The organism is Pseudomonas sp. GR 6-02 (assembly GCF_001655615.1).
Lineage (GTDB): Bacteria > Pseudomonadota > Gammaproteobacteria > Pseudomonadales > Pseudomonadaceae > Aquipseudomonas.
Genome location: NZ_CP011567.1, coordinates 4,659,921 through 4,686,153, shown reverse-complemented (window position 1 = coordinate 4,686,153; position 26,233 = coordinate 4,659,921). Strand labels below are relative to the sequence as shown.

At 58.6% G+C, this 26,233-nt stretch carries 25 protein-coding genes; 19 read left to right on the top strand and 6 right to left on the bottom strand.

Annotated elements, in window-relative coordinates:
• Positions 1-126: 126 nt before the first annotated feature.
• From sdhC to PGR6_RS20470, 12 genes are all read left to right on the top strand, one after another.
• Positions 127-501, top strand: coding sequence for a succinate dehydrogenase, cytochrome b556 subunit (sdhC, locus tag PGR6_RS20525; RefSeq protein WP_015096190.1), 375 nt, complete (start codon positions 127-129; stop codon positions 499-501).
• On the top strand, positions 495-863 hold the full coding sequence (gene sdhD / locus PGR6_RS20520) for a succinate dehydrogenase, hydrophobic membrane anchor protein (RefSeq protein ID WP_003210573.1): 369 nt from the start codon (positions 495-497) through the stop codon (positions 861-863). Before sdhC ends, sdhD begins: the two co-directional genes overlap by 7 nt.
• 3 nt (positions 864-866) lie before the next feature.
• Positions 867-2,639, top strand: coding sequence for a succinate dehydrogenase flavoprotein subunit (gene sdhA, locus PGR6_RS20515; protein WP_018925106.1), 1,773 nt, complete (start codon positions 867-869; stop codon positions 2,637-2,639).
• Positions 2,640-2,650: 11 nt separating this feature from the next.
• Positions 2,651-3,355 carry a succinate dehydrogenase iron-sulfur subunit gene (locus tag PGR6_RS20510; protein WP_018925107.1) on the top strand — a complete coding sequence of 235 codons (705 nt, stop codon included), beginning with the start codon at positions 2,651-2,653 and terminating at the stop codon, positions 3,353-3,355.
• A 262-nt stretch (positions 3,356-3,617) separates the two neighbouring features.
• Positions 3,618-6,449 (top strand): 2-oxoglutarate dehydrogenase E1 component, encoded by a 2,832-nt coding sequence (locus PGR6_RS20505; protein ID WP_018925108.1) that lies wholly within the window; start codon positions 3,618-3,620, stop codon positions 6,447-6,449.
• A gap of 42 nt (positions 6,450-6,491) precedes the next feature.
• Positions 6,492-7,706, top strand: a complete 1,215-nt coding sequence (odhB, locus tag PGR6_RS20500) for a 2-oxoglutarate dehydrogenase complex dihydrolipoyllysine-residue succinyltransferase (protein ID WP_018925109.1) — start codon at positions 6,492-6,494, stop codon at positions 7,704-7,706.
• Positions 7,707-7,816: 110 nt separating this feature from the next.
• Positions 7,817-9,253, top strand: a complete 1,437-nt coding sequence (lpdA, locus tag PGR6_RS20495; protein ID WP_018925110.1) for a dihydrolipoyl dehydrogenase — start codon at positions 7,817-7,819, stop codon at positions 9,251-9,253.
• A gap of 199 nt (positions 9,254-9,452) precedes the next feature.
• Positions 9,453-10,619, top strand: coding sequence for an ADP-forming succinate--CoA ligase subunit beta (gene sucC, locus PGR6_RS20490; protein WP_007919879.1), 1,167 nt, complete (start codon positions 9,453-9,455; stop codon positions 10,617-10,619).
• Positions 10,619-11,500 carry a succinate--CoA ligase subunit alpha gene (gene sucD / locus PGR6_RS20485; RefSeq protein ID WP_007919877.1) on the top strand — a complete coding sequence of 294 codons (882 nt, stop codon included), beginning with the start codon at positions 10,619-10,621 and terminating at the stop codon, positions 11,498-11,500. The genes sucC and sucD overlap by 1 nt, the downstream gene beginning before the upstream one ends.
• Before the next feature lie 336 nt (positions 11,501-11,836).
• Entirely contained in the window at positions 11,837-13,150 is a 1,314-nt protein-coding gene (gene brnQ / locus PGR6_RS20480) for a branched-chain amino acid transport system II carrier protein (protein WP_064619389.1), read from the top strand.
• 167 nt (positions 13,151-13,317) lie between these two features.
• Positions 13,318-14,055 carry a DUF599 domain-containing protein gene (locus PGR6_RS20475; protein ID WP_018925112.1) on the top strand — a complete coding sequence of 246 codons (738 nt, stop codon included), beginning with the start codon at positions 13,318-13,320 and terminating at the stop codon, positions 14,053-14,055.
• Positions 14,055-14,456, top strand: a complete 402-nt coding sequence (locus PGR6_RS20470) for an MAPEG family protein (protein WP_018925113.1) — start codon at positions 14,055-14,057, stop codon at positions 14,454-14,456. The genes PGR6_RS20475 and PGR6_RS20470 overlap by 1 nt, the downstream gene beginning before the upstream one ends.
• Before the next feature lie 76 nt (positions 14,457-14,532).
• Here PGR6_RS20470 and PGR6_RS20465 read toward each other — a convergent pair whose 3' ends face one another.
• Positions 14,533-14,778, bottom strand: coding sequence for a hypothetical protein (locus PGR6_RS20465; protein WP_064619386.1), 246 nt, complete (start codon positions 14,776-14,778; stop codon positions 14,533-14,535).
• 157 nt (positions 14,779-14,935) lie between these two features.
• On the opposite strand from PGR6_RS20465, the gene PGR6_RS20460 reads away from it, so the two are divergent.
• From PGR6_RS20460 to PGR6_RS20445, 4 genes are all read left to right on the top strand, one after another.
• Positions 14,936-15,418: a PaaI family thioesterase gene (locus tag PGR6_RS20460; RefSeq protein ID WP_064619384.1), complete on the top strand. Its 483-nt coding sequence runs from the start codon at positions 14,936-14,938 to the stop codon at positions 15,416-15,418.
• Positions 15,415-15,867, top strand: coding sequence for a PaaI family thioesterase (locus tag PGR6_RS20455; protein ID WP_019579626.1), 453 nt, complete (start codon positions 15,415-15,417; stop codon positions 15,865-15,867). Before PGR6_RS20460 ends, PGR6_RS20455 begins: the two co-directional genes overlap by 4 nt.
• A gap of 81 nt (positions 15,868-15,948) precedes the next feature.
• On the top strand, positions 15,949-17,853 hold the full coding sequence (gene htpG / locus PGR6_RS20450; protein ID WP_064621333.1) for a molecular chaperone HtpG: 1,905 nt from the start codon (positions 15,949-15,951) through the stop codon (positions 17,851-17,853).
• Positions 17,854-17,920: 67 nt separating this feature from the next.
• Positions 17,921-18,649 carry a dienelactone hydrolase family protein gene (locus PGR6_RS20445; RefSeq protein ID WP_064619381.1) on the top strand — a complete coding sequence of 243 codons (729 nt, stop codon included), beginning with the start codon at positions 17,921-17,923 and terminating at the stop codon, positions 18,647-18,649.
• A gap of 93 nt (positions 18,650-18,742) precedes the next feature.
• Here the strand turns inward: PGR6_RS20445 and PGR6_RS20440 are convergent, their stop codons facing one another.
• The 5 genes from PGR6_RS20440 to purM all read right to left on the bottom strand — a co-directional run bounded on the left by PGR6_RS20440 (position 18,743) and on the right by purM (position 22,739).
• Complete coding sequence (locus tag PGR6_RS20440; RefSeq protein WP_064619378.1) at positions 18,743-19,630, bottom strand: pirin family protein; 888 nt, start codon at positions 19,628-19,630, stop codon at positions 18,743-18,745.
• 61 nt (positions 19,631-19,691) lie between these two features.
• Positions 19,692-20,108 carry an OsmC family protein gene (locus PGR6_RS20435; RefSeq protein WP_007936063.1) on the bottom strand — a complete coding sequence of 139 codons (417 nt, stop codon included), beginning with the start codon at positions 20,106-20,108 and terminating at the stop codon, positions 19,692-19,694.
• A 200-nt stretch (positions 20,109-20,308) separates the two neighbouring features.
• Complete coding sequence (locus tag PGR6_RS20430; protein ID WP_064619375.1) at positions 20,309-21,022, bottom strand: DUF3108 domain-containing protein; 714 nt, start codon at positions 21,020-21,022, stop codon at positions 20,309-20,311.
• Between the two features lie 8 nt (positions 21,023-21,030).
• Entirely contained in the window at positions 21,031-21,681 is a 651-nt protein-coding gene (purN, locus tag PGR6_RS20425) for a phosphoribosylglycinamide formyltransferase (protein ID WP_018925121.1), read from the bottom strand.
• Entirely contained in the window at positions 21,681-22,739 is a 1,059-nt protein-coding gene (gene purM / locus PGR6_RS20420) for a phosphoribosylformylglycinamidine cyclo-ligase (protein WP_007936066.1), read from the bottom strand. Before purM ends, purN begins: the two co-directional genes overlap by 1 nt.
• A 384-nt stretch (positions 22,740-23,123) precedes the next feature.
• Here purM and PGR6_RS20415 point away from each other — a divergent pair, with 384 nt between their 5' ends.
• The 3 genes from PGR6_RS20415 (at position 23,124) to hda (ending at position 26,214) form a co-directional block, all read left to right on the top strand.
• The gene (locus PGR6_RS20415; RefSeq protein ID WP_064619371.1) at positions 23,124-24,173 is read left to right on the top strand and encodes a DUF2066 domain-containing protein; all 1,050 of its coding nucleotides are present in this window, start codon (positions 23,124-23,126) and stop codon (positions 24,171-24,173) included.
• A gap of 32 nt (positions 24,174-24,205) precedes the next feature.
• Positions 24,206-25,279: an AI-2E family transporter gene (locus tag PGR6_RS20410; protein ID WP_018925123.1), complete on the top strand. Its 1,074-nt coding sequence runs from the start codon at positions 24,206-24,208 to the stop codon at positions 25,277-25,279.
• 230 nt (positions 25,280-25,509) lie between these two features.
• Positions 25,510-26,214 (top strand): DnaA regulatory inactivator Hda, encoded by a 705-nt coding sequence (gene hda, locus PGR6_RS20405; protein ID WP_007936072.1) that lies wholly within the window; start codon positions 25,510-25,512, stop codon positions 26,212-26,214.
• Positions 26,215-26,233 lie beyond the last annotated feature (19 nt).

Below are 26,233 nucleotides of genomic sequence, written 5' to 3'. Positions count from 1 at the left end.
GACCGCCAGGGGCTTTTGGGCCTGCTTTATTGGGGGTCGCATCCCTGGGTGGTGGTTACCTGACCAGTGCACTCCCCAACAACTTTGCCCTGATTGTTAGGGGCTCTTCAGTGTGAAAAAAAAGCCGTGAAAAGCCAACGACCTGTAAACCTAGACCTAAGGACCATCAAACTCCCCATCACCGGCGTTACGTCGTTTCTTCACCGTGTTTCCGGCATCATCCTCTTCCTGGGCCTTGGCTTCATGCTTTATGCATTGGGCAAGTCTCTGGGTTCCGAGGAAGGTTTTGCCGAGGTGAAGGCATGCTTGACCAGCCCGCTGGCCAAGTTCGTAGCATGGGGCCTCCTGTCCGCTCTTCTGTATCACCTGGTAGCCGGTGTGCGCCACTTGATCATGGACATGGGCATCGGTGAGACGCTGGAAGGCGGCCGCCTGGGCTCGAAAATTATCATCGCCGTTTCCGTGGTGTTGATCGTTCTGGCAGGAGTTTGGATATGGTAACCAGCGTTACGAACCTTTCGCGTTCGGGCCTCTATGACTGGATGGCGCAACGTGTGTCTGCGGTTGTTCTCGCGGCTTATTTCATTTTCCTGATCGGATACCTCGCTGCGAATCCTGGCATTGGCTACGCCCAATGGCATGGCCTGTTCGCCCACAACGGGATGCGTATCTTCAGTCTGCTGGCCCTTGTGGCCCTGGGCGCTCACGCCTGGGTCGGCATGTGGACCATCGCGACCGACTACCTGACGCCGATGGCGCTGGGCAAGTCCGCGACTGCAGTACGTTTCCTTTTCCAGGCGGTATGCGGCGTTGCGATGTTCGCTTACTTCGTCTGGGGTGTGCAGATTCTCTGGGGTATCTGATCCATGGCTAACATTCCAACGATTTCTTTCGACGCCATCATTATTGGTGGCGGCGGTGCCGGCATGCGCGCAGCGCTGCAACTGGCACAAGGCGGTCACAAGACTGCCGTGATCACCAAGGTTTTCCCGACTCGTTCGCACACCGTATCGGCCCAGGGCGGCATCACTTGCGCCATTGCATCTGCGGATCCGAACGATGACTGGCGCTGGCACATGTACGATACCGTCAAGGGTTCCGACTACATCGGTGACCAGGACGCTATCGAATACATGTGTCAGGAAGGTCCGGCCGCAGTTTTCGAACTGGACCACATGGGCCTGCCGTTCTCCCGTACCGAAACCGGTCGCATCTACCAGCGTCCGTTCGGCGGTCAGTCCAAGGACTACGGCAAGGGCGGCCAGGCTGCACGTACCTGCGCGGCGTCCGACCGTACCGGTCACGCGCTGCTGCACACCCTTTATCAGGGCAACCTGAAAGCCGGCACCACGTTCCTGAACGAATACTACGCTGTCGATCTGGTAAAGAACGGTCAAGGCGAGTTCGTCGGTGTGATCGCGATCTGCATCGAAACCGGTGAAACCACCTACATCCGTGCCAAGGCCACCGTACTGGCCACCGGCGGTGCAGGTCGTATCTACGCTTCGACCACCAACGCCCTGATCAACACCGGTGACGGCGTTGGCATGGCGCTGCGTGCCGGCGTACCGGTACAAGACATCGAAATGTGGCAGTTCCACCCGACCGGCATCGCCGGCGCCGGTGTACTGGTAACCGAAGGTTGCCGTGGTGAAGGTGGTTACCTGATCAACAAGCACGGCGAGCGTTTCATGGAGCGTTATGCTCCGAACGCCAAAGACCTTGCCGGTCGTGACGTGGTTGCCCGTTCGATGGTTAAGGAAATCATCGCCGGCAACGGTTGCGGTCCGAATGGCGACCACGTAATGCTCAAGCTCGACCACCTGGGCGAGGAAGTGCTGCACAGCCGTCTGCCAGGCATCTGCGAACTGTCCAAGACTTTCGCGCACGTTGACCCGGTCGTCGCTCCGGTTCCGGTTGTTCCGACTTGCCACTATATGATGGGCGGCGTTGCCACCAACATTCATGGCCAGGCGATCACTCAGGACGCCGAAGGCAAGGACACCATCATTCCTGGCCTGTTCGCGGTCGGTGAAGTGGCTTGCGTATCGGTTCACGGTGCCAACCGTCTGGGCGGCAACTCGTTGCTCGACCTGGTGGTTTTCGGTCGTGCGGCCGGTCTGCACCTGGAAAAAGCGCTGACCGACGGTATCGAATACGACGACGCCACCGACGCCGACATCAATGCGGCCCTGTCGCGTCTGTCCGCTCTGAACGAGCGTACCGATGGTGAAGACGTGGCAACCCTGCGTCGCGAGCTGCAAAGCTGCATGCAGAACTACTTCGGTGTATTCCGTACTGGCGAATACATGCAGAAGGGTATTGCTCAACTGGCTGATCTGCGTGGCCGTATCGCCAACGTCAAGATCAACGACAAGAGCCAGGCGTTCAACACCGCGCGTATCGAAGCGCTGGAGCTGCAGAACCTGCTGGAAGTGGCCGAAGCTACCGCCATCGCTGCAGAAGTACGTAAAGAGTCCCGCGGTGCTCACGCCCGTGAAGACTTTGAAGATCGTGACGACGAAAACTGGCTGTGCCACACCCTGTACTTCCCGGGTGAGAAGCGCGTTGCCAAGCGTGCAGTGAACTTCTCGCCGAAGACTGTTCCGACTTTTGAACCTAAGATTCGGACTTATTAAGGGTGGCCGCCATGTTGCAAGTCAGTGTTTATCGTTACAACCCTGATCAGGACGCTGCGCCGTTCATGCAGGAATTCCAGGTTGATACCGGTGGTAAAGACCTGATGGTGCTGGACGTGCTGGCCCTGATCAAAGAGCAGGACGAGGGTTTCTCCTATCGTCGCTCTTGCCGTGAAGGTGTTTGCGGTTCCGACGGCATGAACATCAACGGCAAAAACGGTCTGGCGTGCATCACGCCGCTGTCTGCCGTCGTAAAAGGTAACAAGCTGATCGTTCGTCCTCTGCCAGGTTTGCCGGTTATCCGTGACTTGGTCGTCGATATGAGCATCTTCTACAAGCAATACGAAAAGGTTAAGCCATACCTGCAGAACGACACGCCGGCTCCGGCCATCGAGCGTCTGCAGTCCCCTGAAGAGCGTGAAAAACTCGACGGTCTGTACGAGTGCATCCTGTGCGCTTGCTGCTCGACTTCGTGCCCGTCCTTCTGGTGGAACCCGGACAAGTTCCTGGGCCCGGCTGCTCTGCTGCAGGCGTACCGCTTCCTGGCAGACAGCCGCGACACCAAGACGTCCGAGCGTCTGGCTTCGCTGGATGACCCGTTCAGCGTATTCCGCTGCCGGGGCATCATGAACTGCGTCAACGTTTGTCCGAAAGGCCTGAACCCGACTAAGGCCATCGGTCACATCCGTAACATGCTGCTGCAAAGCGGCGTGTGATTCAGCTGCTGTACCCGTAGAACCGCTGTACCCGTAGATGCTACGGCGCAGGCTTCAACCGGCGCCGTAGTTTTAACCTGAGCAGCAGCCCATAAGGCTGCGGCTCTTATTTTGAAGAAATGAGACAAGCAGGGGCATCCGGGCTGGTACCCGGACTATCAGCGTGATCCTAAGTGGCTTGTTTTAGTCGCTGCATTCGGACTTCTGCAAGTTTGCTCGGTGTCGACGCCGGTGGTGTTCCCCTAACCGAGGGTGACCAAGCATGCAAGAAAGCGTGATGCAGCGCATGTGGAACAGCGCCTACCTTTCCGGTAGTAACGCTGCCTATGTGGAAGAGCTCTACGAGCTCTACCTGCACGACCCTAACGCTGTGCCAGAAGAGTGGCGCACCTACTTCCAGAAGTTGCCTGCTGATGGCAACACTGCCACCGATGTTTCGCACTCCACAATTCGCGATCATTTCGTCTTGCTGGCAAAGAACCAGCGCCGCGCCCAACCGGTTTCCGCCGGCAGCGTGAGCAGTGAGCACGAGAAGAAGCAAGTTGAAGTGCTGCGATTGATCCAGGCCTACCGTATGCGTGGCCACCAGGCAGCCCAGCTTGACCCGCTGGGGCTGTGGCAGCGTCCTGCACCTGCAGACCTGTCAATCAATCATTACGGCTTGACCAATGCCGATCTTGATACGACCTTCCGTGCCGGCGACCTGTTCATCGGCAAAGAGGAGGCGAGCCTACGCGAAATTCACGAAGCGTTGCAGCAGACATATTGCCGCACCATCGGCGCTGAATTTACGCACATCACCGATTCCGAGCAGCGCCAGTGGTTCCAGCAGCGTCTGGAAAGCGTGCGCGGCCGTCCGACGTACTCCGCCGACATCAAGAGTCACCTGCTCGAGCGCGTCACTGCCGGCGAGGGTCTTGAAAAATACCTTGGGACCAAGTATCCGGGTACCAAGCGTTTCGGTCTGGAAGGCGGCGAGAGCCTGATTCCGATGCTCGATGAGCTGATCCAGCGTTCCGGCTCCTACGGCACCAAGGAAATCGTCATCGGCATGGCCCACCGTGGTCGTCTGAACGTGCTGGTCAACACCTTTGGCAAGAACCCGCGCGAGTTGTTCGACGAGTTCGAAGGCAAGAAGAAGGTCGAGCTGGGTTCCGGTGACGTTAAATATCACCAGGGCTTCTCGTCCAACGTCATGACCACCGGCGGTGAAGTTCACCTGGCCATGGCTTTCAACCCGTCTCACCTGGAAATCGTTTCTCCAGTGGTCGAGGGTTCGGTCCGTGCCCGTCAGGATCGTCGTAACGATCCTACCGGTGAAAAGGTTCTGCCGATCTCCATCCACGGTGACGCGGCATTCGCCGGTCAAGGCGTGGTCATGGAAACCTTCCAGATGTCGCAGACCCGCGGTTTCAAGACCGGCGGCACCGTGCACATCGTGATCAACAACCAGGTCGGCTTCACCATCAGCAACCCGCTGGACTCGCGCTCCACCGAGTACGCGACCGACGTTGCGAAGATGATCCAGGCGCCGATCCTCCATGTGAATGGTGATGATCCGGAAGCCGTGTTGTTCGTGACCCAGTTGGCCATCGACTACCGCATGCAGTTCAAGCGTGACGTGGTGATCGATCTGGTCTGCTACCGTCGTCGCGGCCACAACGAGGCTGACGAGCCAAGCGGTACCCAGCCTCTGATGTATCAGCAGATCACCAAGCAGCGCACCACCCGTGAGCTGTATGCCGATCGTCTGACCCAGAGTGGGGTGCTGGACGCTGAGCGTGTTCAGGCGAAAGTCGACGAATACCGCAACGCGCTGGACAACGGTCTGCACGTAGTAAAAAGCCTGGTCAAAGAGCCGAACAAAGAGTTGTTCGTGGACTGGCGTCCGTATCTGGGCCACGCCTGGACCGCGCGTCACGATACTCGCTTCGATCTGAAAACCTTGCAGGAACTGTCCGCCAAGCTGCTGGAGATTCCGGAAGGCTTCGTGGTTCAGCGCCAGGTCTCGAAAATCTACGAAGACCGTCAGAAGATGCAAGCCGGCGGCCTGCCGATCAACTGGGGTTACGCCGAAACCATGGCGTACGCGACCCTGGCGTTCGAAGGTCACCCGATTCGCATGACGGGTCAGGACATCGGTCGCGGTACGTTCTCGCACCGTCACGCTGTCTTGCACAACCAGAAAGACGCGGGTACCTATATCCCGCTGCAAAACCTGTACAAGGGTCAGCCACGTTTCGACCTGTACGATTCGTTCCTGTCCGAAGAAGCGGTTCTGGCGTTCGAATACGGTTATTCGACCACCGAGCCAAACGCTCTGGTTATCTGGGAAGCCCAGTTCGGCGACTTCGCCAACGGTGCCCAGGTGGTTATCGACCAGTTCATCACCAGTGGCGAGCACAAGTGGGGCCGTCTCTGCGGTCTGACCATGCTGTTGCCGCACGGTTATGAAGGTCAGGGTCCGGAGCACTCCTCGGCTCGTCTGGAGCGTTACCTGCAGCTGTGCGCCGAGCACAACATTCAGGTAGCCGTGCCGACTACGCCGGCCCAGATCTACCACTTGCTGCGTCGTCAGGTGATTCGCCCGCTGCGCAAACCATTGGTAGTCCTGACTCCGAAGTCGTTGCTGCGTCACAAGCTGGCCATCTCGACCCTGGAAGATCTGGCCGAAGGTTCGTTCCAGACCGTGATCCCGGAAATCGATGCGCTTGACCCGAAAAAGGTCACTCGCATGATCCTGTGCAGCGGCAAGGTCTACTATGACCTGCTGGAAAAACGCCGTGCCGAAGGTCGTGAAGACATCGCCATCGTGCGTATCGAGCAGCTGTATCCGTTCCCTGAGGACGACCTGATGGAGGCTCTCGCCCCTTACACCAACCTCGAAAACGTGGTTTGGTGCCAGGAAGAGCCGATGAACCAGGGCGCCTGGTACAGCAGCCAGCATCACATGCGTCGCAGCCTGACCAACCATAAACAAGGCCTGGTCCTGGAATACGCTGGTCGTGAGGCGTCTGCCGCACCTGCTTGCGGTTACGCTTCGATGCACGCCGAGCAGCAGGAACAACTGCTGCAAGATGCTTTCACTGTTTAACGCCTTCGCGCACCTGAAACCGAATTTAAGGACCCACAGATAATGGCTATCGAAATCAAAGCCCCCACTTTCCCGGAATCGGTTGCCGATGGCACCGTTGCCACCTGGCACAAAAAACCGGGCGACGCCGTCAAGCGTGACGAACTGATCGTCGACATCGAAACCGACAAAGTCGTACTGGAAGTTCTGGCCACTGCTGATGGCGTGCTGGGCGCGATCGTCAAGAACGAAGGCGACACCGTTCTGTCCGACGAAGTTCTGGGCTCCATCGGTGAGGGCGGTGCTGCCGCCGCTCCAGCCGCTGCTGCACCTGCCGCTGCTGCCGCTGCTCCTGCCGAAGCAGGCGAAGACGATCCTGTTGCTGCACCGGCTGCTCGCAAGCTGGCTGAAGAAAACGGCATCAACATCGCTTCCGTTGCCGGTACTGGCAAAGGCGGTCGTGTGACCAAGGAAGACGTGGTAGCAGCTGTTGCCGCCAAGAAAGCCGCTCCGGCTGCTGCACCTGCCAAGGCTGCTGCACCGGCTGCTTCGGCTCCGGTATTCGCTGCTGGCGACCGCGTAGAAAAACGCGTTCCGATGACCCGTCTGCGTGCCAAGGTTGCCGAGCGTCTGGTTGAAGCTCAATCGAACATGGCCATGCTGACCACTTTCAACGAAGTCGACATGACCGAAGTCATGGCCCTGCGTTCGAAGTACAAGGACCTGTTCGAGAAGTCCCACAACGGCGTACGCCTGGGCTTCATGTCGTTCTTCGTGAAAGCGGCTACCGAAGCGCTGAAACGCTTCCCGGCTGTCAACGCGTCGATCGACGGTGCCGACATCGTTTACCACGGCTACGCCGACGTTGGTGTGGCTGTTTCCAGCGACCGCGGTCTGGTTGTACCGGTTCTGCGTAACGCCGAACTGATGAGCCTGGCTGAAATCGAAGGCGGCATCGCTACCTTCGGCAAGAAAGCCCGTGACGGCAAACTGTCGATGGAAGAAATGACCGGCGGCACGTTCACCATCACCAACGGCGGTACTTTCGGTTCGATGATGTCGACTCCGATCGTCAACCCGCCGCAGGCTGCGATTCTGGGTATGCACAACATCATCCAGCGTCCTATGGCGATCAACGGTCAGGTAGTTATCCGTCCGATGATGTACCTGGCGCTGTCCTACGATCACCGTCTGATCGATGGCAAAGAAGCTGTGACCTTCCTGGTGACCATCAAGAACCTGCTGGAAGACCCGGCTCGTTTGCTGCTGGATATCTGATTTCGTTGCACGGGCCGTTCAATGATGGACGGCCCTTCTGTAATGACCAGCTTCGTCCCACGACGGTCCTCAAAAGGGGCCGTCCGGTTTGATTCGAGAAGGAATGACACATGACTCAGAAATTCGACGTGGTAGTGATTGGCGCGGGTCCTGGCGGCTACGTGGCTGCCATTAAAGCAGCGCAACTGGGCCTCACCACTGCCTGCATCGAGAAATACACCGACAAGGAAGGCAAACTGGCCCTCGGCGGTACTTGCCTGAACGTCGGCTGCATTCCATCCAAGGCGCTGCTGGACAGCTCCTGGAAGTTTCACGAAGCGCAAGACGGCTTCGCGATCCACGGTATCAACCACGCTGGCGTGACCATGGACGTGCCAGCAATGGTCGGCCGTAAAGCCAACATCGTCAAAGGCCTGACCTCCGGCGTTGCAACGCTGTTCAAGGCTAACGGCGTCACTTCGATCCAGGGCCACGGCAAACTGCTGGCTGGCAAGAAAGTCGAAGTCACCAAGCCTGACGGTTCGGTTGAAGTCATCGAAGCCGAAAACGTCATCCTGGCTCCGGGCTCGCGTCCGATCGACATTCCACCGGCTCCGGTCGACCAGAATGTGATCGTCGATTCGACTGGCGCTCTGGAATTCCAATCCGTACCAAAACGCCTGGGTGTAATCGGCGCTGGTGTTATCGGTCTGGAACTGGGTTCGGTATGGTCCCGTCTGGGCGCTGAAGTCACCGTTCTCGAAGCACTGGATACCTTCCTGATGGCAGCGGACACCGCTGTTTCCAAGGAAGCGCTGAAAACCCTGACCAAACAGGGTCTGGACATCAAGCTGGGCGCTCGCGTGACCGGTTCCAAAGTGAACGGCGACGAAGTCGTTGTGAACTACACCGATGCCAACGGCGAACAGAACATCACTTTCGACAAGCTGATCGTAGCCGTTGGTCGCCGTCCGGTGACCACTGATCTGCTGGCTGCCGATTGCGGCGTGACCCTGGACGAGCGCGGTTTCGTGCACGTTGACGATCACTGCGCCACCACCGTACCGGGCGTTTACGCCATCGGTGACGTGGTTCGCGGCATGATGCTGGCTCACAAAGCCTCGGAAGAGGGCATCATGGTTGTCGAGCGCATCAAGGGCCATAAAGCCCAGATGAACTATGACCTGATCCCTTCGGTTATTTATACTCACCCGGAAATCGCGTGGGTCGGTAAAACCGAGCAGGCCTTGAAAGCTGAAGGCGTAGAAGTTAACGTCGGCACCTTCCCGTTCGCAGCCTCTGGCCGTGCCATGGCCGCCAACGATACCGGTGGTTTCGTCAAGGTCATCGCTGATGCCAAGACTGACCGCGTATTGGGCGTCCACGTGATTGGCCCGAGCGCCGCAGAACTGGTTCAGCAGGGCGCGATCGGCATGGAATTCGGCACCAGCGCTGAAGACCTGGGCATGATGGTTTTCTCCCATCCGACCCTGTCTGAAGCCTTGCACGAAGCAGCGTTGGCAGTGAATGGCGGCGCCATCCACATCGCCAACCGCAAGAAACGCTAAGCGGATAATAAGAAACCACGGCGGTACGGCCCGTCGTGAGCCTTGCGAGCAAGACTCACCGCGGAATGTCCGCTGGACGCAGTCTTGCGTAGCTGCACCGGGTACCCGGAAAGGTTACGCAAGCAGCAGTCACAGGTGGTGCGGCACTTGAATGAGTGCAGCACCGAATGCGCAGTACCTAACGAAGACGGTAATAAGCATGAATCTTCACGAGTATCAGGGTAAGCAGCTGTTCGCTGAGTACGGCCTGCCAGTATCCACCGGTTACGCGGTAGACACCCCGGAAGCAGCAGCAGAAGCTTGCGACAAAATCGGCGGCAGCGAATGGGTTGTCAAAGCCCAGGTTCACGCCGGTGGTCGCGGTAAAGCGGGCGGCGTAAAGCTGGTTCGCAGCAAAGAAGACGCTAAAGCATTCGCACAGCAGTGGCTGGGCAAGCGTCTGGTGACTTACCAGACTGACGCCAATGGTCAGCCAGTCACCAAAATCCTGGTTGAATCGTGCACTGATATCGCTAAAGAGCTGTACCTGGGCGCTGTCGTTGACCGTTCGAGCCGTCGCATCGTGTTCATGGCTTCCACCGAAGGTGGCGTGGACATCGAGAAAATTGCTCACGACACTCCAGAAAAAATTCTGAAAGCCACTATCGATCCACTGGTTGGCGCTCAGCCATTCCAGGGTCGCGAGCTGGCATTCCAGCTGGGTCTGGAAGGCAAGCAAGTTGCTCAGTTCGCCAAGATCTTCGTAGGTCTGGCCAAGCTGTTCAAGGATCACGACCTGGCTCTGCTGGAAGTGAACCCGCTGGTGATCAAGGCTGACGGCGATCTGCACTGCCTCGATGCCAAGATCAACATCGACGCCAACGCCATGTACCGTCAGCCTAAGCTGAAGACTTTCCACGATCCGTCGCAAGACGATCCGCGCGAAGCGCACGCTGCCAAGTTCGAACTGAACTACGTAGCACTGGAAGGCAACATCGGTTGCATGGTCAACGGTGCTGGCCTGGCCATGGGTACCATGGACATCGTCAACCTGCATGGCGGCAAACCAGCCAACTTCCTCGACGTGGGCGGCGGTGCTACCAAAGAACGCGTAACCGAAGCGTTCAAGATCATCCTGTCCGACACTAACGTCGCTGCAGTACTGGTCAACATCTTCGGCGGCATCGTTCGTTGCGACATGATTGCCGAAGGCATCATCGGCGCTGTGAAAGAAGTCGGCGTGAAAATCCCGGTTGTTGTTCGCCTTGAAGGCAACAACGCTGAGCTGGGCGCTAAAGTACTGGCAGAAAGCGGTTTGAACATCATCGCTGCTACCAGCCTGACCGACGCTGCTCAACAAGTTGTCAAAGCTGCGGAGGGCAAATAATGAGCGTCCTGATCAATAAAGACACCAAAGTTATCTGCCAGGGTATTACCGGTTCGCAAGGTAGTTTCCACACCCAGCAAGCCATCGAGTACGGCACCAAGATGGTTGGCGGCGTAACTCCAGGCAAAGGCGGCACCGAGCACCTGGGCCTGCCAGTGTTCAACACCGTGAAAGACGCTGTAGCTGCCACTGGCGCCACCGCGAGCGTGATCTACGTTCCAGCTCCTTTCTGCAAGGACTCCATCCTGGAAGCAGCCTTCGGCGGCATCAAGCTGATCGTTTGCATCACTGAAGGCATTCCTACCCTGGACATGCTGGATGCCAAGGTCAAGTGCGACGAGCTGGGCGTAGTCCTGATCGGTCCTAACTGCCCAGGCGTGATCACTCCAGGCGAATGCAAGATCGGCATCATGCCAGGTCACATTCACTTGCCAGGCAAGGTCGGTATCGTTTCCCGTTCCGGCACCCTGACCTACGAAGCTGTGAAGCAGACTACTGACGCCGGTTTCGGTCAGTCGACTTGCGTCGGCATCGGTGGTGACCCGATCCCGGGTTCGAACTTCATCGACATCCTGAAGCTGTTCCAGGAAGACCCGAAGACCGAAGCGATCGTGATGATCGGCGAGATCGGCGGTTCGGCTGAAGAAGAAGCCGCTGCCTACATCAAGGCACACGTGACCAAGCCGGTTGTTTCCTACATCGCTGGTGTGACTGCTCCTCCGGGCAAGCGCATGGGCCATGCTGGCGCAATCATCTCTGGCGGCAAAGGCACTGCAGACGAGAAATTCGCTGCTCTGCAAGACGCAGGCGTTAAAACCGTGCGTTCGCTGGCAGACATCGGCAAGGCCCTGGCCGAGCTGACCGGTTGGGCCGTCAAGTAAGCCTCGCGCTTAACTGACGCTCCACCAAACAAAGGCCACCTTCGGGTGGCCTTTGTCATTTCCGGGGTTTGAGATATTCGCAGCGCTTTTTGTAGCGAGGGAGGTTGTGAAAATTAGATATGTAAACACGACACTGAAATGTCGCGTATCGGATAGTTCGCCCCGTAATAGTGCGTTTGGCGGGCAAATTCGGTAGGCTAGCCGCCATTTTGCGTTTGCGGCCCACAAGGCTGCGGCGCGCTAAACGGGTCAGTCCTATACGGATCGACAGCATTTCCCTCACCCATAAGGGAAATCCCTCTCTAAATTCCGATTCAGTAGTGTGGTATTTCCTTAATGAAAGTGTTGAAAGGCCAGGACATCCTGGCACTGGGCTTCATGACATTTGCCCTGTTCGTCGGGGCTGGCAACATCATCTTCCCGCCTATCGTCGGTTTGCAGTCCGGGCCTAATGTCTGGATGGCGGCGCTGGGTTTTCTGATCACCGCAGTCGGTCTGCCGGTGATCACCGTGGTCGCCCTGGCCAAGGTCGGTGGTGCAATGGATGCCTTGAGCAGCCCGATCGGTAAAATCGCCGGGGGCCTGCTGGCAGCCGCGTGCTACCTCGCTGTCGGCCCGTTGTTCGCGACACCACGCACCGCGACCGTGTCGTTCGAAGTGGGTCTGGCGCCGCTGACCGGCGAGAGCCCGCTGGCGCTGTTTCTCTATAGCTCGGTGTACTTCCTGCTGGTGTTCTTCATCTCGCTCTATCCGGGCCGTCTGCTGGACACCGTAGGACGGTTCCTCGCACCGCTGAAGATCATCGCCCTGGCCGTACTCGGCATCGCAGCGTTCGCGATGCCGGCCGGTAACATTGGCGTGGCTACCCCTGAATATGTGGCGGCACCGTTCTCCCAGGGCTTCATCAATGGTTACCTGACCATGGATACCCTGGGTGCGCTGGTATTCGGCATTGTCATCGTCAATGCGATCCGCTCCCGTGGCGTGGAATCGCCGGTGTTGATCACCCGTTACGCGATCATTGCCGGGCTGATTGCCGGTGTAGGTCTGGCGCTGGTTTACGTCAGCCTGTTCCGTCTCGGCTCGGGCAGCCATGAAGTGGCCGCCGGTGCCACCAACGGCGCGGCGGTATTGCACGCCTACGTGCAGCACACCTTCGGTTCGCTCGGCAGCGGTTTCCTCGCGGTGCTGATCTCCCTGGCCTGCCTGGTGACTGCGGTCGGTCTGACCTGCGCCTGTGCCGAATACTTCAGCCGTGTGCTGCCACTGTCCTACAAGACGCTGGTAATCATCCTGGCCGCGTTCTCCCTGCTGGTGTCCAACCTGGGCCTCACCAAGCTGATTGCGTTCTCGATTCCGGTACTGACCGCCATCTACCCGCCGTGCATCGCCCTGGTGGCCCTGAGCTTCTGCAAGGACTTCTGGCATGAGCAGGGTCGCATCGTCGGTCCGGTGATGCTGGTGTCGTTCATTTTCGGCATGATCGACGCTCTCAAGGGCGCCGGTCTGGCCGACTGGATGCCGGCTCAACTGGCTCACCTGCCGCTGAGCGAGCAGGGCCTGGCGTGGCTGGTGCCCTCGGTCATGACCCTGGTGGTTGCCGTGGTTTGCGACCGTCTGCTGGGCAAGCGCGAAGAAGCGCTGGCTTAAGCCGCTTCATGACCCGCCACAAGCGGGCTTGAGCTACAAATGGAAATGCCCCGTATCAATCGATACGGGGCATTTTTTATGCGTGTGATGCAGTGTCTTTTTCCTTGGGTTAACGTCGAAGCACTATCCGCAGGTTTCATCATCGTCTACACATCACAAGGAACTGCATGTCGTTCATCCACGCCAATCTGATCCACATCCTCGCCGCGCTCTGGTTTGTCGTCTGCTGGGGTGGCTACACCCGTTACGCGACATGGAAGGGCCGTGACACCGCATGCCTGGCCAGTGTGCTGCACCTGTACCGCGAAGACTGGATGCGCCGCATGCTGTTGCGCGACAACCGCATCGCCGATGCCAGCGTGATCGGTAACCTGGAGCGCAACGCCTCGTTCTTCGCTTCCAGCACGTTGATTATCCTGGCCGGTATTCTCACGGTGTTGGGGGCATCCGAAAGAGCCGTGTCGTTGCTTGCTGATATCCCGATGGTGCAACAGGCTTCCCAAGGCATGTCGGAGATCAAGTTGTTGTGCCTGGCGCTGGTGTTTGTCTATGCGTTCTTTACGTTCAGCTGGTGCATGCGTCAGTACAACTTTGCGGCCATTCTCGTGGGTTCGGCACCGATGATCGGTGAGCGGCATGTGTCCGAGCAAGAGCGTAACGCCTTTGCTTCCCGAGCCGCCCGTGTCATCTCCATGGCGGCCAACCAGTTCAACTTCGGTCTGCGTTCCTATTACTTCGGCATGAGCATGCTGGCGTGGTTTGTCAGCCCCTGGTTGTTCATGTTGATGAGCGCCGGTGTCGTGTTGGTATTGTATCGCCGCGAGTTTCACTCCGACGTTCTTGACGTGATGGTCTATACACCTACAGAGGCGCCATTGCCTGAGCTGAACAAAGAGGCGGCTTGATGAGTATTCCATTCTGGTGTGTGTTTATCAGCGCCTTGTTGATTTTCGTGGCGCGCATGCCGGTGGCCAAGGCGATGAAAGAGCAGGGCGGTTACAACAATCACCTGCCGCGTCAACAACAGGCGCAACTCACAGGTTTCGGCGCCCGGGCGTTGGCGGCCCACCAGAACAGTTTCGAGGCGTTCATTTTGTTTGCGGTCGGGGTGTTGATGGCGCACACCACGCAAACGGCGGGATGGCTGATCGATGCACTGGCGATCGCCTTCGTGATCGCGCGCGTTATCTACTTACTGTGTTATTGGGCTGATCTGGCCTGGCAGCGAAGTCTGGTGTGGTTCGTCGGATTAGTGTGTTCGTTGTTGCTGATGATTAGTCCGACTTTTAGGACTGTTTTGCTCTAAGGACGCGTTTCGAGCAAAATTTCAGATAAAAGAAAACCCGCACTTGGCGGGTTTTCTTTTATCACTAAAAACGCTTTTAGTTTTTAGGTGCTTCTGGAGCGGCTTCTTTTGCCGCTGCTTCGTTCGATTCAGTCTGAGCTTTGGCAGCTTCAGCGTTTTCTTTTGCCGCCTCGTTCACTTTATCCTGAGCTTCGCTCATTTTTTCCTGAGCTTGCTCTGTATGTTGGGTGGCTTCTTGAGCTTTGTCCTCGGATTTTTTACCGCAAGCGGCGAGACCGAGGGAAGCGGTCAACATCAAGGCAATAGCTAAAGTCTTACGCATGGGGGTGTTTCTCCTGATGGAAAATATTTACTGGCCTTTCGAGCACAGCGACCAGGGTTAAGTTCCTTAAATCATTCAGATATATAAGTTTGTTTTGCTACGGAACTTTTACTTAAGAGCCGGCTACTTCGCCCGGACACTAAGGAGCGTTTACCAAATGGCCGAAAACCCCGTTTTTGAGCGTGCGATGCGATTCCTGTCGGCGTTGCGCCATTGTCAGGTACTCGGCATGCGCCTTCACAGCGCCAGCAGCGAAGGACTGACGGTGATTCTGCCGTATAGCCCGCAGATCGTCGGCAACCCGCAAACCGGGGTGATTCATGGCGGTGCGCTGACCTCGCTGATGGATACCGCCTGTGGCATGGCCACCCTCTGCGTGCTGCCTGAGTTCGAAGTCTGCCCGACGCTCGACCTGCGCATCGACTACATGCATGCCGCCGAGCCACACAAAGACGTTTACGGCTTCGCCCAATGCTACCGAGTGACTACCGATGTGATTTTTGCGCGCGGTTTTGCCTATCAGGACGACCCCGAACAGCCCATCGCTCATGTAGTGGGCACTTTCATGCGCATGGGCAAGGGCAAGGGCATCAAAGGTACTAAAAACTTTGGCGGCGCCATTTCCGGAGGTACGAAATGACCGACACGTTCAAGGAGCAGCTTCAACAGGCCCATGCTCAGGGGGACTACGCCGCGCTGCTGCAGCTGATTCCTTACGCCGAGCTGATCGGCGTCGAATGTTCGCGGGTAGGAGATGAGCTGCTGTTTCGTCTGCCGGCCAACAAGGACAACATTGGTAACCCTTTACTGCCAGCGATTCATGGTGGGGTGATTGCCGGGTTCATGGAGCTCTCGGCGGCGCTGCACCTGTTGATTTTCACCGGCTCGCCCGGTGTGCCGAAGATTATCGACTTCTCCCTCGACTACCTGCGCGCGGGGCAGTTTCGCGATACCTGGGCCCGATGCCAGGTTTGTCGCCAGGGGCGGCGGGTGGCGAACGTGGCGATTACCGCCTGGCAAAGCACTGAAGCCGAGCCCATTGCCACGGCCCGGGCCCACTTCAAAATCGAAGAGCCCTTGAAATCCTGATCTCAGCCCCCAACTCTGAGGACAACCCGCCGCCGACCCTCAAGGTCGCGGCCACTGCCATCTGATTGGAGTTTGATGACCATGAGTGTGGAAACTCAAAAGGAAACCCTGGGCTTCCAGACCGAGGTGAAGCAGCTGCTGCACCTCATGATCCATTCGCTGTATTCCAACAAGGAAATCTTCCTTCGCGAATTGATCTCGAACGCCTCTGACGCTGTCGATAAATTACGTTTTGAAGCGCTGGCCAAGCCTGAATTGCTGGAAGGCGGCGCTGAGCTGAAAATCCGTGTGAGCTTCGACAAGGACGCTAAAACCGTCACCCTCGAAGACAACGGCATCGGCATGAGCCGTGAAGATGCGGTCACTCACTTGGGCACCATCGCCAAGTCCGGTACCGCCGATTTCATGAAGCACCTGTCTGGTGATCAGAAAAAAGACTCGCACCTGATCGGTCAGTTCGGTGTCGGTTTCTACTCGGCGTTCATCGTCGCCGATAAAGTTGACGTATTCAGCCGCCGTGCCGGCCTCGCTGCCAGCGAAGGTGTGCACTGGTCGTCCAAGGGCGAAGGCGAATTTGAAATCGCCACCGTCGAAAAAGCTGATCGCGGCACCCGTATCGTTCTGCACCTGAAATCCGGCGAAGACGAGTTCGCCGATGGCTGGCGCCTGCGCAACATCATCAAGAAGTATTCCGACCACATCGCCTTGCCGATCGAGTTGCCGAAAGAAGTTGCAGCCGCCGAAGGCGAAGAGAAGCCTGCCGTTGAGTGGGAAACCGTCAACCGCGCCAGCGCCCTGTGGACTCGCCCTCGCACTGAAGTGAAGGACGAGGAATACCAGGAGTTCTACAAGCACGTCGCTCACGATTTCGAAAACCCGCTGAGCTGGAGCCACAACAAAGTCGAGGGCAAGCTCGAGTACACCTCGCTGCTTTATGTGCCGACCCGTGCTCCGTTCGATCTGTACCAGCGTGAAGCGCCGAAGGGCCTGAAACTGTACGTGCAGCGCGTGTTCGTCATGGATCAGGCTGAGTCGTTCCTGCCGCTGTACCTGCGCTTCATCAAAGGCGTGGTTGATTCCAACGACCTGTCGCTGAACGTGTCGCGGGAAATCCTGCAGAAAGACCCGATCATCGACTCCATGAAATCGGCGCTGACCAAGCGCGTTCTGGACATGCTGGAAAAACTGGCGAAGAACGAGCCTGAGCAATACAAAGGCTTCTGGAAGAACTTCGGTCAGGTCATGAAAGAAGGCCCGGCAGAAGACTTCGCCAACAAAGAAAAAATTGCCGGTCTGCTGCGTTTTGCGTCCACTCAGGGCGACGACGGTGAGCAGGTTGTAAGTCTGGCCGACTACCTGGCTCGTACCAAGGAAGGTCAGGACAAGATCTACTACCTGACCGGCGAAACCTACGCGCAAGTCAAAAACAGCCCGCACCTGGAAGTTTTCCGCAAGAAAGGCATCGAAGTGCTGCTGCTGACCGACCGTATCGACGAGTGGCTGATGAGCTACCTCAGCGACTTCGACGGCAAGAGCTTTGTCGACGTGGCACGCGGTGACCTGGACCTCGGCAACCTGGATTCGGAAGAAGACAAGAAAGCCGCGGAAGAAGTCGCCAAGTCCAAAGAAGGCCTGGTTGAGCGTCTCAAGACCGCTTTGGGTGAGTCCGTTGCTGAAGTGCGGGTTTCCCATCGCCTGACCGATTCCCCGGCGATTCTGGCCATCGGCGAGCAGGACCTGGGCCTGCAAATGCGTCAGATCCTGGAAGCCAGCGGTCAGAAGGTTCCGGATTCGAAGCCGATCTTCGAATTCAACCCGGCTCACCCGCTGATCGAGAAGCTCGACAACGAGCAGAGCGACGAGCGCTTCGGCGACCTGTCGCACATTCTGTTCGATCAGGCGGCCCTGGCGGCCGGCGACAGCTTGAAAGACCCGGCCGCTTATGTGCGTCGTCTGAACAAGCTGCTGGTTGAACTGTCGGTTTAACCACGTTGTATAAAAACCCGCTTCGGCGGGTTTTTTCATTCTGGTGTTTTTTTACTGGGAGTCAGTCATGAGCCAAGTCACTGTTCGATCCGTCGCCTATCAGATCGACGGCCAATCGTATGAAAGCCGTCTGGCCTTCGATGCCGACCATAAAGGCTCGCGTCCGGGTCTGTTGATGGCGCCGAACTGGATGGGTGTCAGCTTTGGCGCCGAGGAGATTGCCAAATCGGTGGCATCCAAGGGTTATGTGGTGCTGATCGCGGATCTGTACGGGCAATCGGTTCGTCCGCAGAACGGCGACGAGGCAGGCGCGGCGATGATGCCGCTGAAGAATGATCGCGCCTTACTGCGCAAACGCATGCAGGCAGCCTTCGAACAACTGCAAGGGCAGGGCGAGGCGGCGGTCGATACCTCGAAACTGGCGACCTTTGGTTTCTGCTTCGGTGGTTGCTGCGCGCTGGAGCTGGCGCGTAGCGGTGCGCCGGTGAAGGCTGCGGTGTCGTTCCACGGCACGCTGGATACGCCGAACGTGAACGATGCGAAAAACATCAAGGGTTCGGTGCTGGTGCTGCATGGCGCTGCCGATCCGCTGGTGCCGAAAGAGCAGCTGCCAGCGTTTGAAGCTGAGATGAATGCCGCCGGTGTGGATTGGCAATTGCTGAGCTATGGCGGCGCGGTGCATTCGTTCACCGACCCGCATGCCAACGTGCCGGGCATGATGATGTATGACGCGAAAACCGCGGCTCGCGCGTTCACGTCGATGCATAACTTGCTGGATGAAGTGTTCAAGGGCTGATTGCTGCTCTCGGTCCGGACGATGATCGTTCCCACGCTCTGCGTGGGAATGCCTCCAGGGAAGCTCGCGGCGTGGGAACGATCAGCCGATCAGTTACAGGGGCGTTGGCGGGCTTCGGTGTTTCGGCAACTCAATCCGCTCACTTTCCCCCGGCACCGTCGGCCAATCCCCGGCCGCCCAGCGCCGACGTGCTTCATCAATCAACGCCGGATCACTGGCCACGAAGTTCCAGTTGATCCGTCGTGGCCCGTCCAGTGGCGCTCCGCCAAACAGCACGGCATGGCAGTCACTCTCGGCGAACAGCGTCATCTCTTCCCCGGCCGGCAGCACTACTAGCGTGTAGGGCTCCAGCAGCTCGCCATCAAGCTGCGCCTCGCCGCTCAACACATACAGCGCCCGTTCTTCATGCTCGGTGGGAATCAGCAGTGTGGTCGCCGTTTGCAGGTTCAATTCGGCATACAGCGTAGGCGAAAGCACCGGGACCGGTGATTCAAGGCAAAAGCCCTTCCCGGCGATCATTCGTATCTTCACGCCAAGGTTTTCGCTGGCGGGCAGCGTGGCTGCTGGATGGTGGCTGTAGTGTCCTGGGCCGTGCTCACGGTCCTTGGGCGAAGCCAGCCAGATCTGTAAGCCGTGCATCGTACCGCCACTGTTCTTCAAGGCTTCGGGCGTGCGTTCGACGTGGGCAATCGCACTGCCGGCGGTCATCCAGCTGACATCGCCGGCATTCACCACCTGATCGGAACCGAGGCTGTCCTTGTGCTGGATTTGCCCTTCGAACAGGTAGGTGAGGGTGGACAGCCCGATGTGCGGATGCTGACGGATGTCCATGCCTTTGCCCGGTGGATAACGGGTTTCGAGCATGTGGTCGAAAAACACGAAGGGCCCGACGTTGCGGCATTTGGCTGACGGCAAAGGGCGAAGGATCGGCTGGCCTTCGACATCTTCGGCGCGGGGGCGGATCACGAGCGGAGTGTTCATGGTGCGTTCCAGGCTGAGCGGGTGACGCAGGGAGCATAACCCGCTTGCGCAGCCGTTGCCGCTATTGGCTGAAGGCGCCTTCGGACAGATGAGTCTCGATGCTGACTTCAGAGGTGGTCATCAGCTTGTGTACCGGGCAGCGGTCGGCCACGCGGTGCAGCTCGTCGCGCTGGGCGTCGGTGAGTACGCCCTTGAGCGTGAGTTTGACGTGCAGGGCATATTTGCCTTTCTGCTCTTCACTGTTGTCGCGCTTGACCTCGACCCCGACGCCGGTCAGTGGGATGCCCTTCTTCTTCGCATACAGTTTCAGGGTCAGGGCCTTGCAGGCGCCGAGGGCCGCGTCGAAATAGTCATGGGGCTCTGGCGCGGTGCCTTCGCCACCGGACGACTTGGGAACATCGGCAAACAGTTCATGGTCATCGATCTGGACGCTGTGACGAAAACCTTCGGCGGAGACAGTATTGACGGTAACGGTCATGGGAAACCTCGCAGGGATCAGGAAAAGTCATTCGATCAAAAAAGACCCTGAATTTATAGAGTATTCCTTCACGTTCGCGTTCCTATTTTTCGCCGGACGATTTGGCCACAGCTCAAAGTTGTCATTGTCCTGTCCCCCCCCCCGCTTAACGCCAGACGAAAAAAAGCCCCGCGTTTGCGGGGCTTTCATGTCGGTCCGGATCAGCTGCCTTTGACCGTCTTGCCGTTGACCGTACCGTCGAGGAGCATGATGTTGTACTCCTTGCCGTCGGTTTCGACCTGTTGCAGACGGACCAGCAGGTAATCCCAATCCTTGGCGAACCACAGCACGGTGATGCGCTTGCTTTGTGTCGGATCGCGCACGCGCTCGACCTTGACCGCATCGATCTGGCCTGCCTTGGTGTCGACTTTCTCCGAGCCCAGCACGCGGAAGTCATAGGTATCGACTTCGCCGGCATCGACGACCTGATAGCTCATGCTTTTCTTGCCGGAGGCCACGTCATGCTGCAGCGCCAGTTGATAGGTGGACTTGTCGACCATGCCGCGGTTGAGCGGGAGCTTGACGGCGTCACCGCGGTCGGTGCCGGTGACCATCTTGTTGGTCCAGTCGAAATCCAGATCAGCCTTCTTGGCTTTGCCCAGGCCACCGCGTTCGAAGTGGTAGGACTGCGGCAGCAGCGTGTCCTTGTCCAGGGTCAGGGTGCTTTCTTCGGTCAGGCTGGCGATCATCATCGATGCCTTGAAGCTGAGTTTCCAGACGCCGTTGGCTTCCTTGGTCAGGCTGCGTTCGGCGGTGCCGCTCATGGGCAGTTGCTTCCAGTCGGCGGTGTAGCTGGCGGAGAAGGGATGAAGGTCCGCGGCCTGCGCAAACGGCAGGGCGAGCAGGGCGCAAGCGAAGAGCAGGGCACGACGCATAAAATCTCCTAGGTTCGAATCAAGTGGCCGCTGGCCGCGAGTAACTGTCCGTCCAGTAAAGCACCTTGTTCGCCGAGTGATAAACGGCCTTCGGCAAACCAGCGTACGGCCATCGGGTAGATCAGGTGTTCCTGGGTGTGGACTCGCTGCGCCAGACTCTGCGGCGAATCGTGCAACTCTACCGGTATTACTGCCTGTACGACCAGTGGTCCGCCATCGAGTTCCTCGGTGACGAAGTGCACGGAGCAGCCGTGTTCCGTATCGCCGGCCTCCAGCGCGCGCTGATGAGTGTGTAACCCTTTGTATTTGGGCAGCAGCGAGGGATGGATATTGAGCAGGCGACCCTGGTAATGGCGCACGAAATCAGCGCTGAGAATGCGCATGAAACCGGCCAGTACCACGAGTTTGGGGTTGAAGGCGTCGATCAGTTCGATCAGCGCGGCATCGAAGGCCTCGCGGCCCTCGAAAGCCTTGTGATCCAGGGTGCGGGTGTCGATACCCGCGTCCCTGGCGCGTTGCAGGCCGTAGGCGTCGGCGCGGTTGGAAATCACCGCAGCAATGCGGGCCGGGCTGTCGCCGGTCCGCGTGCTGTCGATCAAGGCCTGCAAGTTACTGCCGGTGCCGGACAGCAGCACCACCACATCACAGGTCTGGGACATTAATGAGCCTTGAGGTTCTTCAGTTCGACCTGAGCCGCGCCTTCGGCAGCGGTGGCGATCTGACCGATGACCCATGGCTGCTCGCCAGCTTCACGCAGGACGTTCAGCGCGGTTTCAACGTGCTCTTGAGCTACGCAGATGACCATGCCGACGCCGCAGTTCAGCACGCGGTGCATTTCGGTTTCGTCGACGTTGCCTTTCTCTTGCAGCCAGTCGAACACCGCAGGGCGGGTCCAGCTCGCGACGTCAACCACCGCTTGAGCGCCTTTTGGCAGTACGCGCGGGATGTTGTCCAGCAGGCCGCCACCGGTGATGTGGGCCATGGCTTTGACGGCGCCGGTGTCCTTGATCAGCTTGAGCAGCGGCTTCACGTAGATACGGGTCGGAGCCATCAGCAGGTCGGTCAGCGGTTTGCCGTCGAGCTGGATATTCTCGATGTCGGAACCCGACACTTCGATGATCTTGCGGATCAGCGAGTAGCCGTTGGAGTGCGGGCCGGAAGACGGCAGGGCGAGCAGGGCATCGCCGGCAGCGACTTTCGAACCGTCGATGATTTCGGATTTTTCCACGACGCCGACGCAGAAGCCGGCCAGGTCGTAGTCTTCACCTTCATACATGCCAGGCATTTCAGCGGTTTCGCCGCCGACCAGGGAGCAGCCGGACAGTTCACAGCCGGCGCCGATGCCGGTTACAACCTGAGCAGCGGTGTCGACGTTCAGTTTGCCAGTGGCGTAGTAGTCGAGGAAGAACAGCGGCTCAGCGCCGCAGACCACCAGGTCGTTCACGCACATGGCCACCAGGTCGATGCCGATGCTGTCGTGCTTGTTCAGGTTCAGCGCCAGGCGCAGCTTGGTGCCGACGCCGTCAGTGCCCGATACCAGCACCGGTTGTTTGTAACCGGCCGGGATTTCGCAGAGGGCGCCGAAACCGCCCAGGCCGCCCATGACTTCCGGGCGCGCAGTGCGCTTGGCGACGCTCTTGATGCGTTCGACCAATGCTTCACCGGCGTCGATGTCTACACCGGCGTCCTTGTAGCTCAGGGAGGGTTGCTTGCTCATGATCCAGGCCTTTAGGGGGGATTCAGGGGTAACGACCGAGTTCAGCGGGCCTGTCGAAATTGATGAGGCAATTGCCTCACGCGCTATTTCGACACCACCCGGCTGTAGCCGGTCTGCGAAGGCGCGCGATTTTATCAGGCTTGAGGGGCAGCGGCCATCCTCGTGCCGACGGGCAGGGGCATATCGCGTTAAAAAAACTGATATTGCCCGTGTTGGCGACGTCCCACATGGCTGTATAAGGTACGACGTTAACCGTCTATCGTTATGACAGTGCGAAAACTTACCGCGATCGTGTGAATGTTTTGCTTGGGCCTGCGGTCACAGCCCTGGCTCAATCGTCTTCATGCGGTCTGTTCCAGCCGCTCTTGTCGTCAGGAATCTTCCATGCGTTTTCTTAAATTCTTGTTCGTGGGCTGTTTATCCGTGGTCAGCCTGGCCAGCCATGCCGAAACCGTCAAAGGCCTCTATCAAGTGCGCCAACCGGTCAGCGGCCAGACACCGGAGGAGCGCGACCAGGCGACTCAGCAGGCGCTGGAAACGCTGGTGTTGCGCTTGACCGGCGATCCCAAGGCGGCGCAAAGCCCTGGCCTTGCGGCCGTGCGCAAAGACCCTCAGCAGATCATCAGTCAGTTCGGCTACGACGCCGGGCCACCGCAAGTGCTGAAAGTCGATTTCGACCCGGCCACCACCGAGCAGGCCTTGCGTCGTGCCGGGCTGGCCGTGTGGGGGGCCAATCGGCCGTCGATCCTCGGCTGGTGGTTGAACGATTCCACCGAAGGTTCGAGCCTGGTCGGCGATGGTCAGGCCAGTGCTGCGCCCTTGCGTCGGGCGGCTCAGCACCGAGGCCTGCCGCTGCGTTTGCCGCTGGCTGACCTGAATGAACAGATCGTCGCCACGGCACCGAATCTGGAAGGTGCCGACCCTGCGCCACTGCGCAGTGCCTCCGATCGTTACAATGCCGATGCCTTGCTGGCGGTGCATGCCCGTGAAGAAGGGGGGCAATGGCAAGCCAAGTGGCGACTGTGGCTGGGCGATCAGAAAGAGGCCGGCAGCGTGCAGGGCGCCGATACCGCCGCCGTGGCCGATGCGGTGATGCTGGCGGTCAGCGAGCGTCTGGCGTCGCGTTTCGTTGCCAAGCCAGGTATGTCGGGCGAGCAGTTGTTGGAAGTGCAGGGCATGAATCTGGAGCGTTATGCGACGCTTGGGCGTTTGTTGGAGCCTTTTGGCGCGCGTCTGCAAAGTGTCGATGGTGATCGCGTGCTTTATCGCGTCAACGGCAGTGCCGATCAGCTGCGAGCTCAGTTGTCCCTGGCGCAATTGCAGGAGGTTCCGGCCAGCCAGGTGCCGGCACCTGTTCAGCCGGTGACTGTGGGTTCTGCGCCGGCCGCAGCGCCAGCGCCTGCCCCGACGCCGCAGTTGCATTTCCGTTGGTGAGTTTTTTCTTTATATAGAAGCAGGAGTGGTACATGGCCGATACGCGGCGTTGGTTCTGGCTCGGTGGGGTGGCCCTGCTTTGCGCGTTTGTTTACCTGTTGCATCCGATCCTGACGCCGTTCCTGGTGGCGCTGTTGCTGGCCTATCTGTTCGACCCGCTGGTGGATCGGCTGGAGAAGCTCGGCTTGTCCCGGACATGGGGCGTGGTGGCGGTGTTCGCGTTGTTCACGATGGTCCTCACCACGCTGTTGTTGGTGTTGGTGCCGATGCTCGCCAAGCAGCTGTTTCGCTTGTATGAACTGGCGCCGCAGATGCTCGACTGGTTGCAGCACACCGCGTTGCCGTGGGCGCAATCGAAGTTGGGTTTGTCGGAGGGCTTCTGGAAGTTCGACAAGCTCAAGGCGGCGATCAGCGAGCACATGGGCCAGACCACCGACATTGTCGGCGTGGTGCTGAGTCAGGCGACGGCTTCAGGCCTTGCGCTGATCGGCTGGCTGGCCAATCTGGTGCTGATCCCGGTGGTGAGTTTTTATCTGCTGCGCGACTGGGACCTGATGATGGCCAAGATCCGCAGCTTGCTGCCGCGTGATCGTGAAGAGCGTGTCATGACCCTGGCTGGGGAATGCCATGAAGTGCTTGGGGCGTTCGTGCGCGGACAGTTGCTGGTGATGCTGGCGCTGGGTGTGATCTACGCCGCTGGCTTGATGATCGTCGGGCTGGAGTTGGGGCTGTTGATCGGTCTGATTGCCGGTCTGGCGGCGATCGTGCCGTACATGGGGTTTGTCATCGGGATTGGCGCGGCGTTGATTGCCGGTCTGTTCCAGTTCGGTGGCGATCTGTATCCCATGATCGGCATCGTCGCGGTGTTCATGGTCGGCCAGGCGCTGGAAGGCATGGTTCTGACGCCGTTGCTGGTGGGTGACCGGATCGGTCTGCACCCGGTGGCGGTGATCTTTGCGATTCTGGCCGGCGGCGAGTTGTTCGGTTTTACCGGTGTGCTACTGGCATTGCCGGTGGCGGCGGTGATCATGGTCCTGGTGCGCCATGTGCATGATTTGTATAAAGATTCGGATATCTACGGCGGTGTCGACGAGTCTGAGAAGTAAGGCTTCGAGATCGCTCGTCGCGGGCAGCCTGGTTTCACGCCGGGTTTGCCCGTATCCCTCGCGCGGCTGTCACATGCACCGCCAAAGAAACTGTCATAAAACCAGCACGTTAACGCAAACCTTTGATTTTGCTTGTGGTCTGTCGCATTGTGCCGTCAGCTTCACGGGTATAAACTTCGCAAACTTTACACAGAGGCCACTAACGGTTCCTTTGGAACTGTTCAGTCAGCATGAAACCGATTCAGCTGCCCCTAGGTGTGCGTCTGCGTGATGACGCCACCTTTATCAATTACTACCCAGGCGCCAATGCCGCTGCACTCGGCTATGTCGAGCGGCTGTGCGAAGCCGACGCCGGCTGGACGGAAAGCCTGATTTACCTCTGGGGCAAGCACGGGGTAGGGCGCACGCATTTGTTGCAGGCGGCTTGCCTGCGTTTCGAGCAGATGGGTGAACCGGCGGTGTATCTGCCGCTGGCCGAGTTGATGGACCGCGGCATCGAAATCCTCGACAACCTCGAACAATACGAACTGGTTTGCCTGGACGATTTGCAGGCGGTCGCCGGCAAGGCGGATTGGGAAGAGGCGTTGTTCCATCTGTTCAATCGTCTGCGTGACAGCGGTCGGCGTCTGCTGATCGCCGCCTCGACATCCCCGCGCGAACTACCGGTGAAGCTGGCGGACCTCAAGTCTCGGCTGACACTGGCGCTCATCTTCCAGATGCGTCCGCTCTCTGACGAAGACAAGTTGCGTGCCTTGCAGTTGCGCGCCTCCCGTCGTGGCCTGCACCTGACTGACGAAGTCGGTCATTTTATTTTGACTCGCGGTACTCGCAGCATGAGTGCGCTTTTCGAGCTGCTTGAGCGCCTCGATCAGGCTTCCCTTCAAGCTCAGCGCAAGCTGACAATCCCGTTCCTGAAAGAGACGTTGGGCTGGTAAAAGCCAGGTTTTTCGCGGG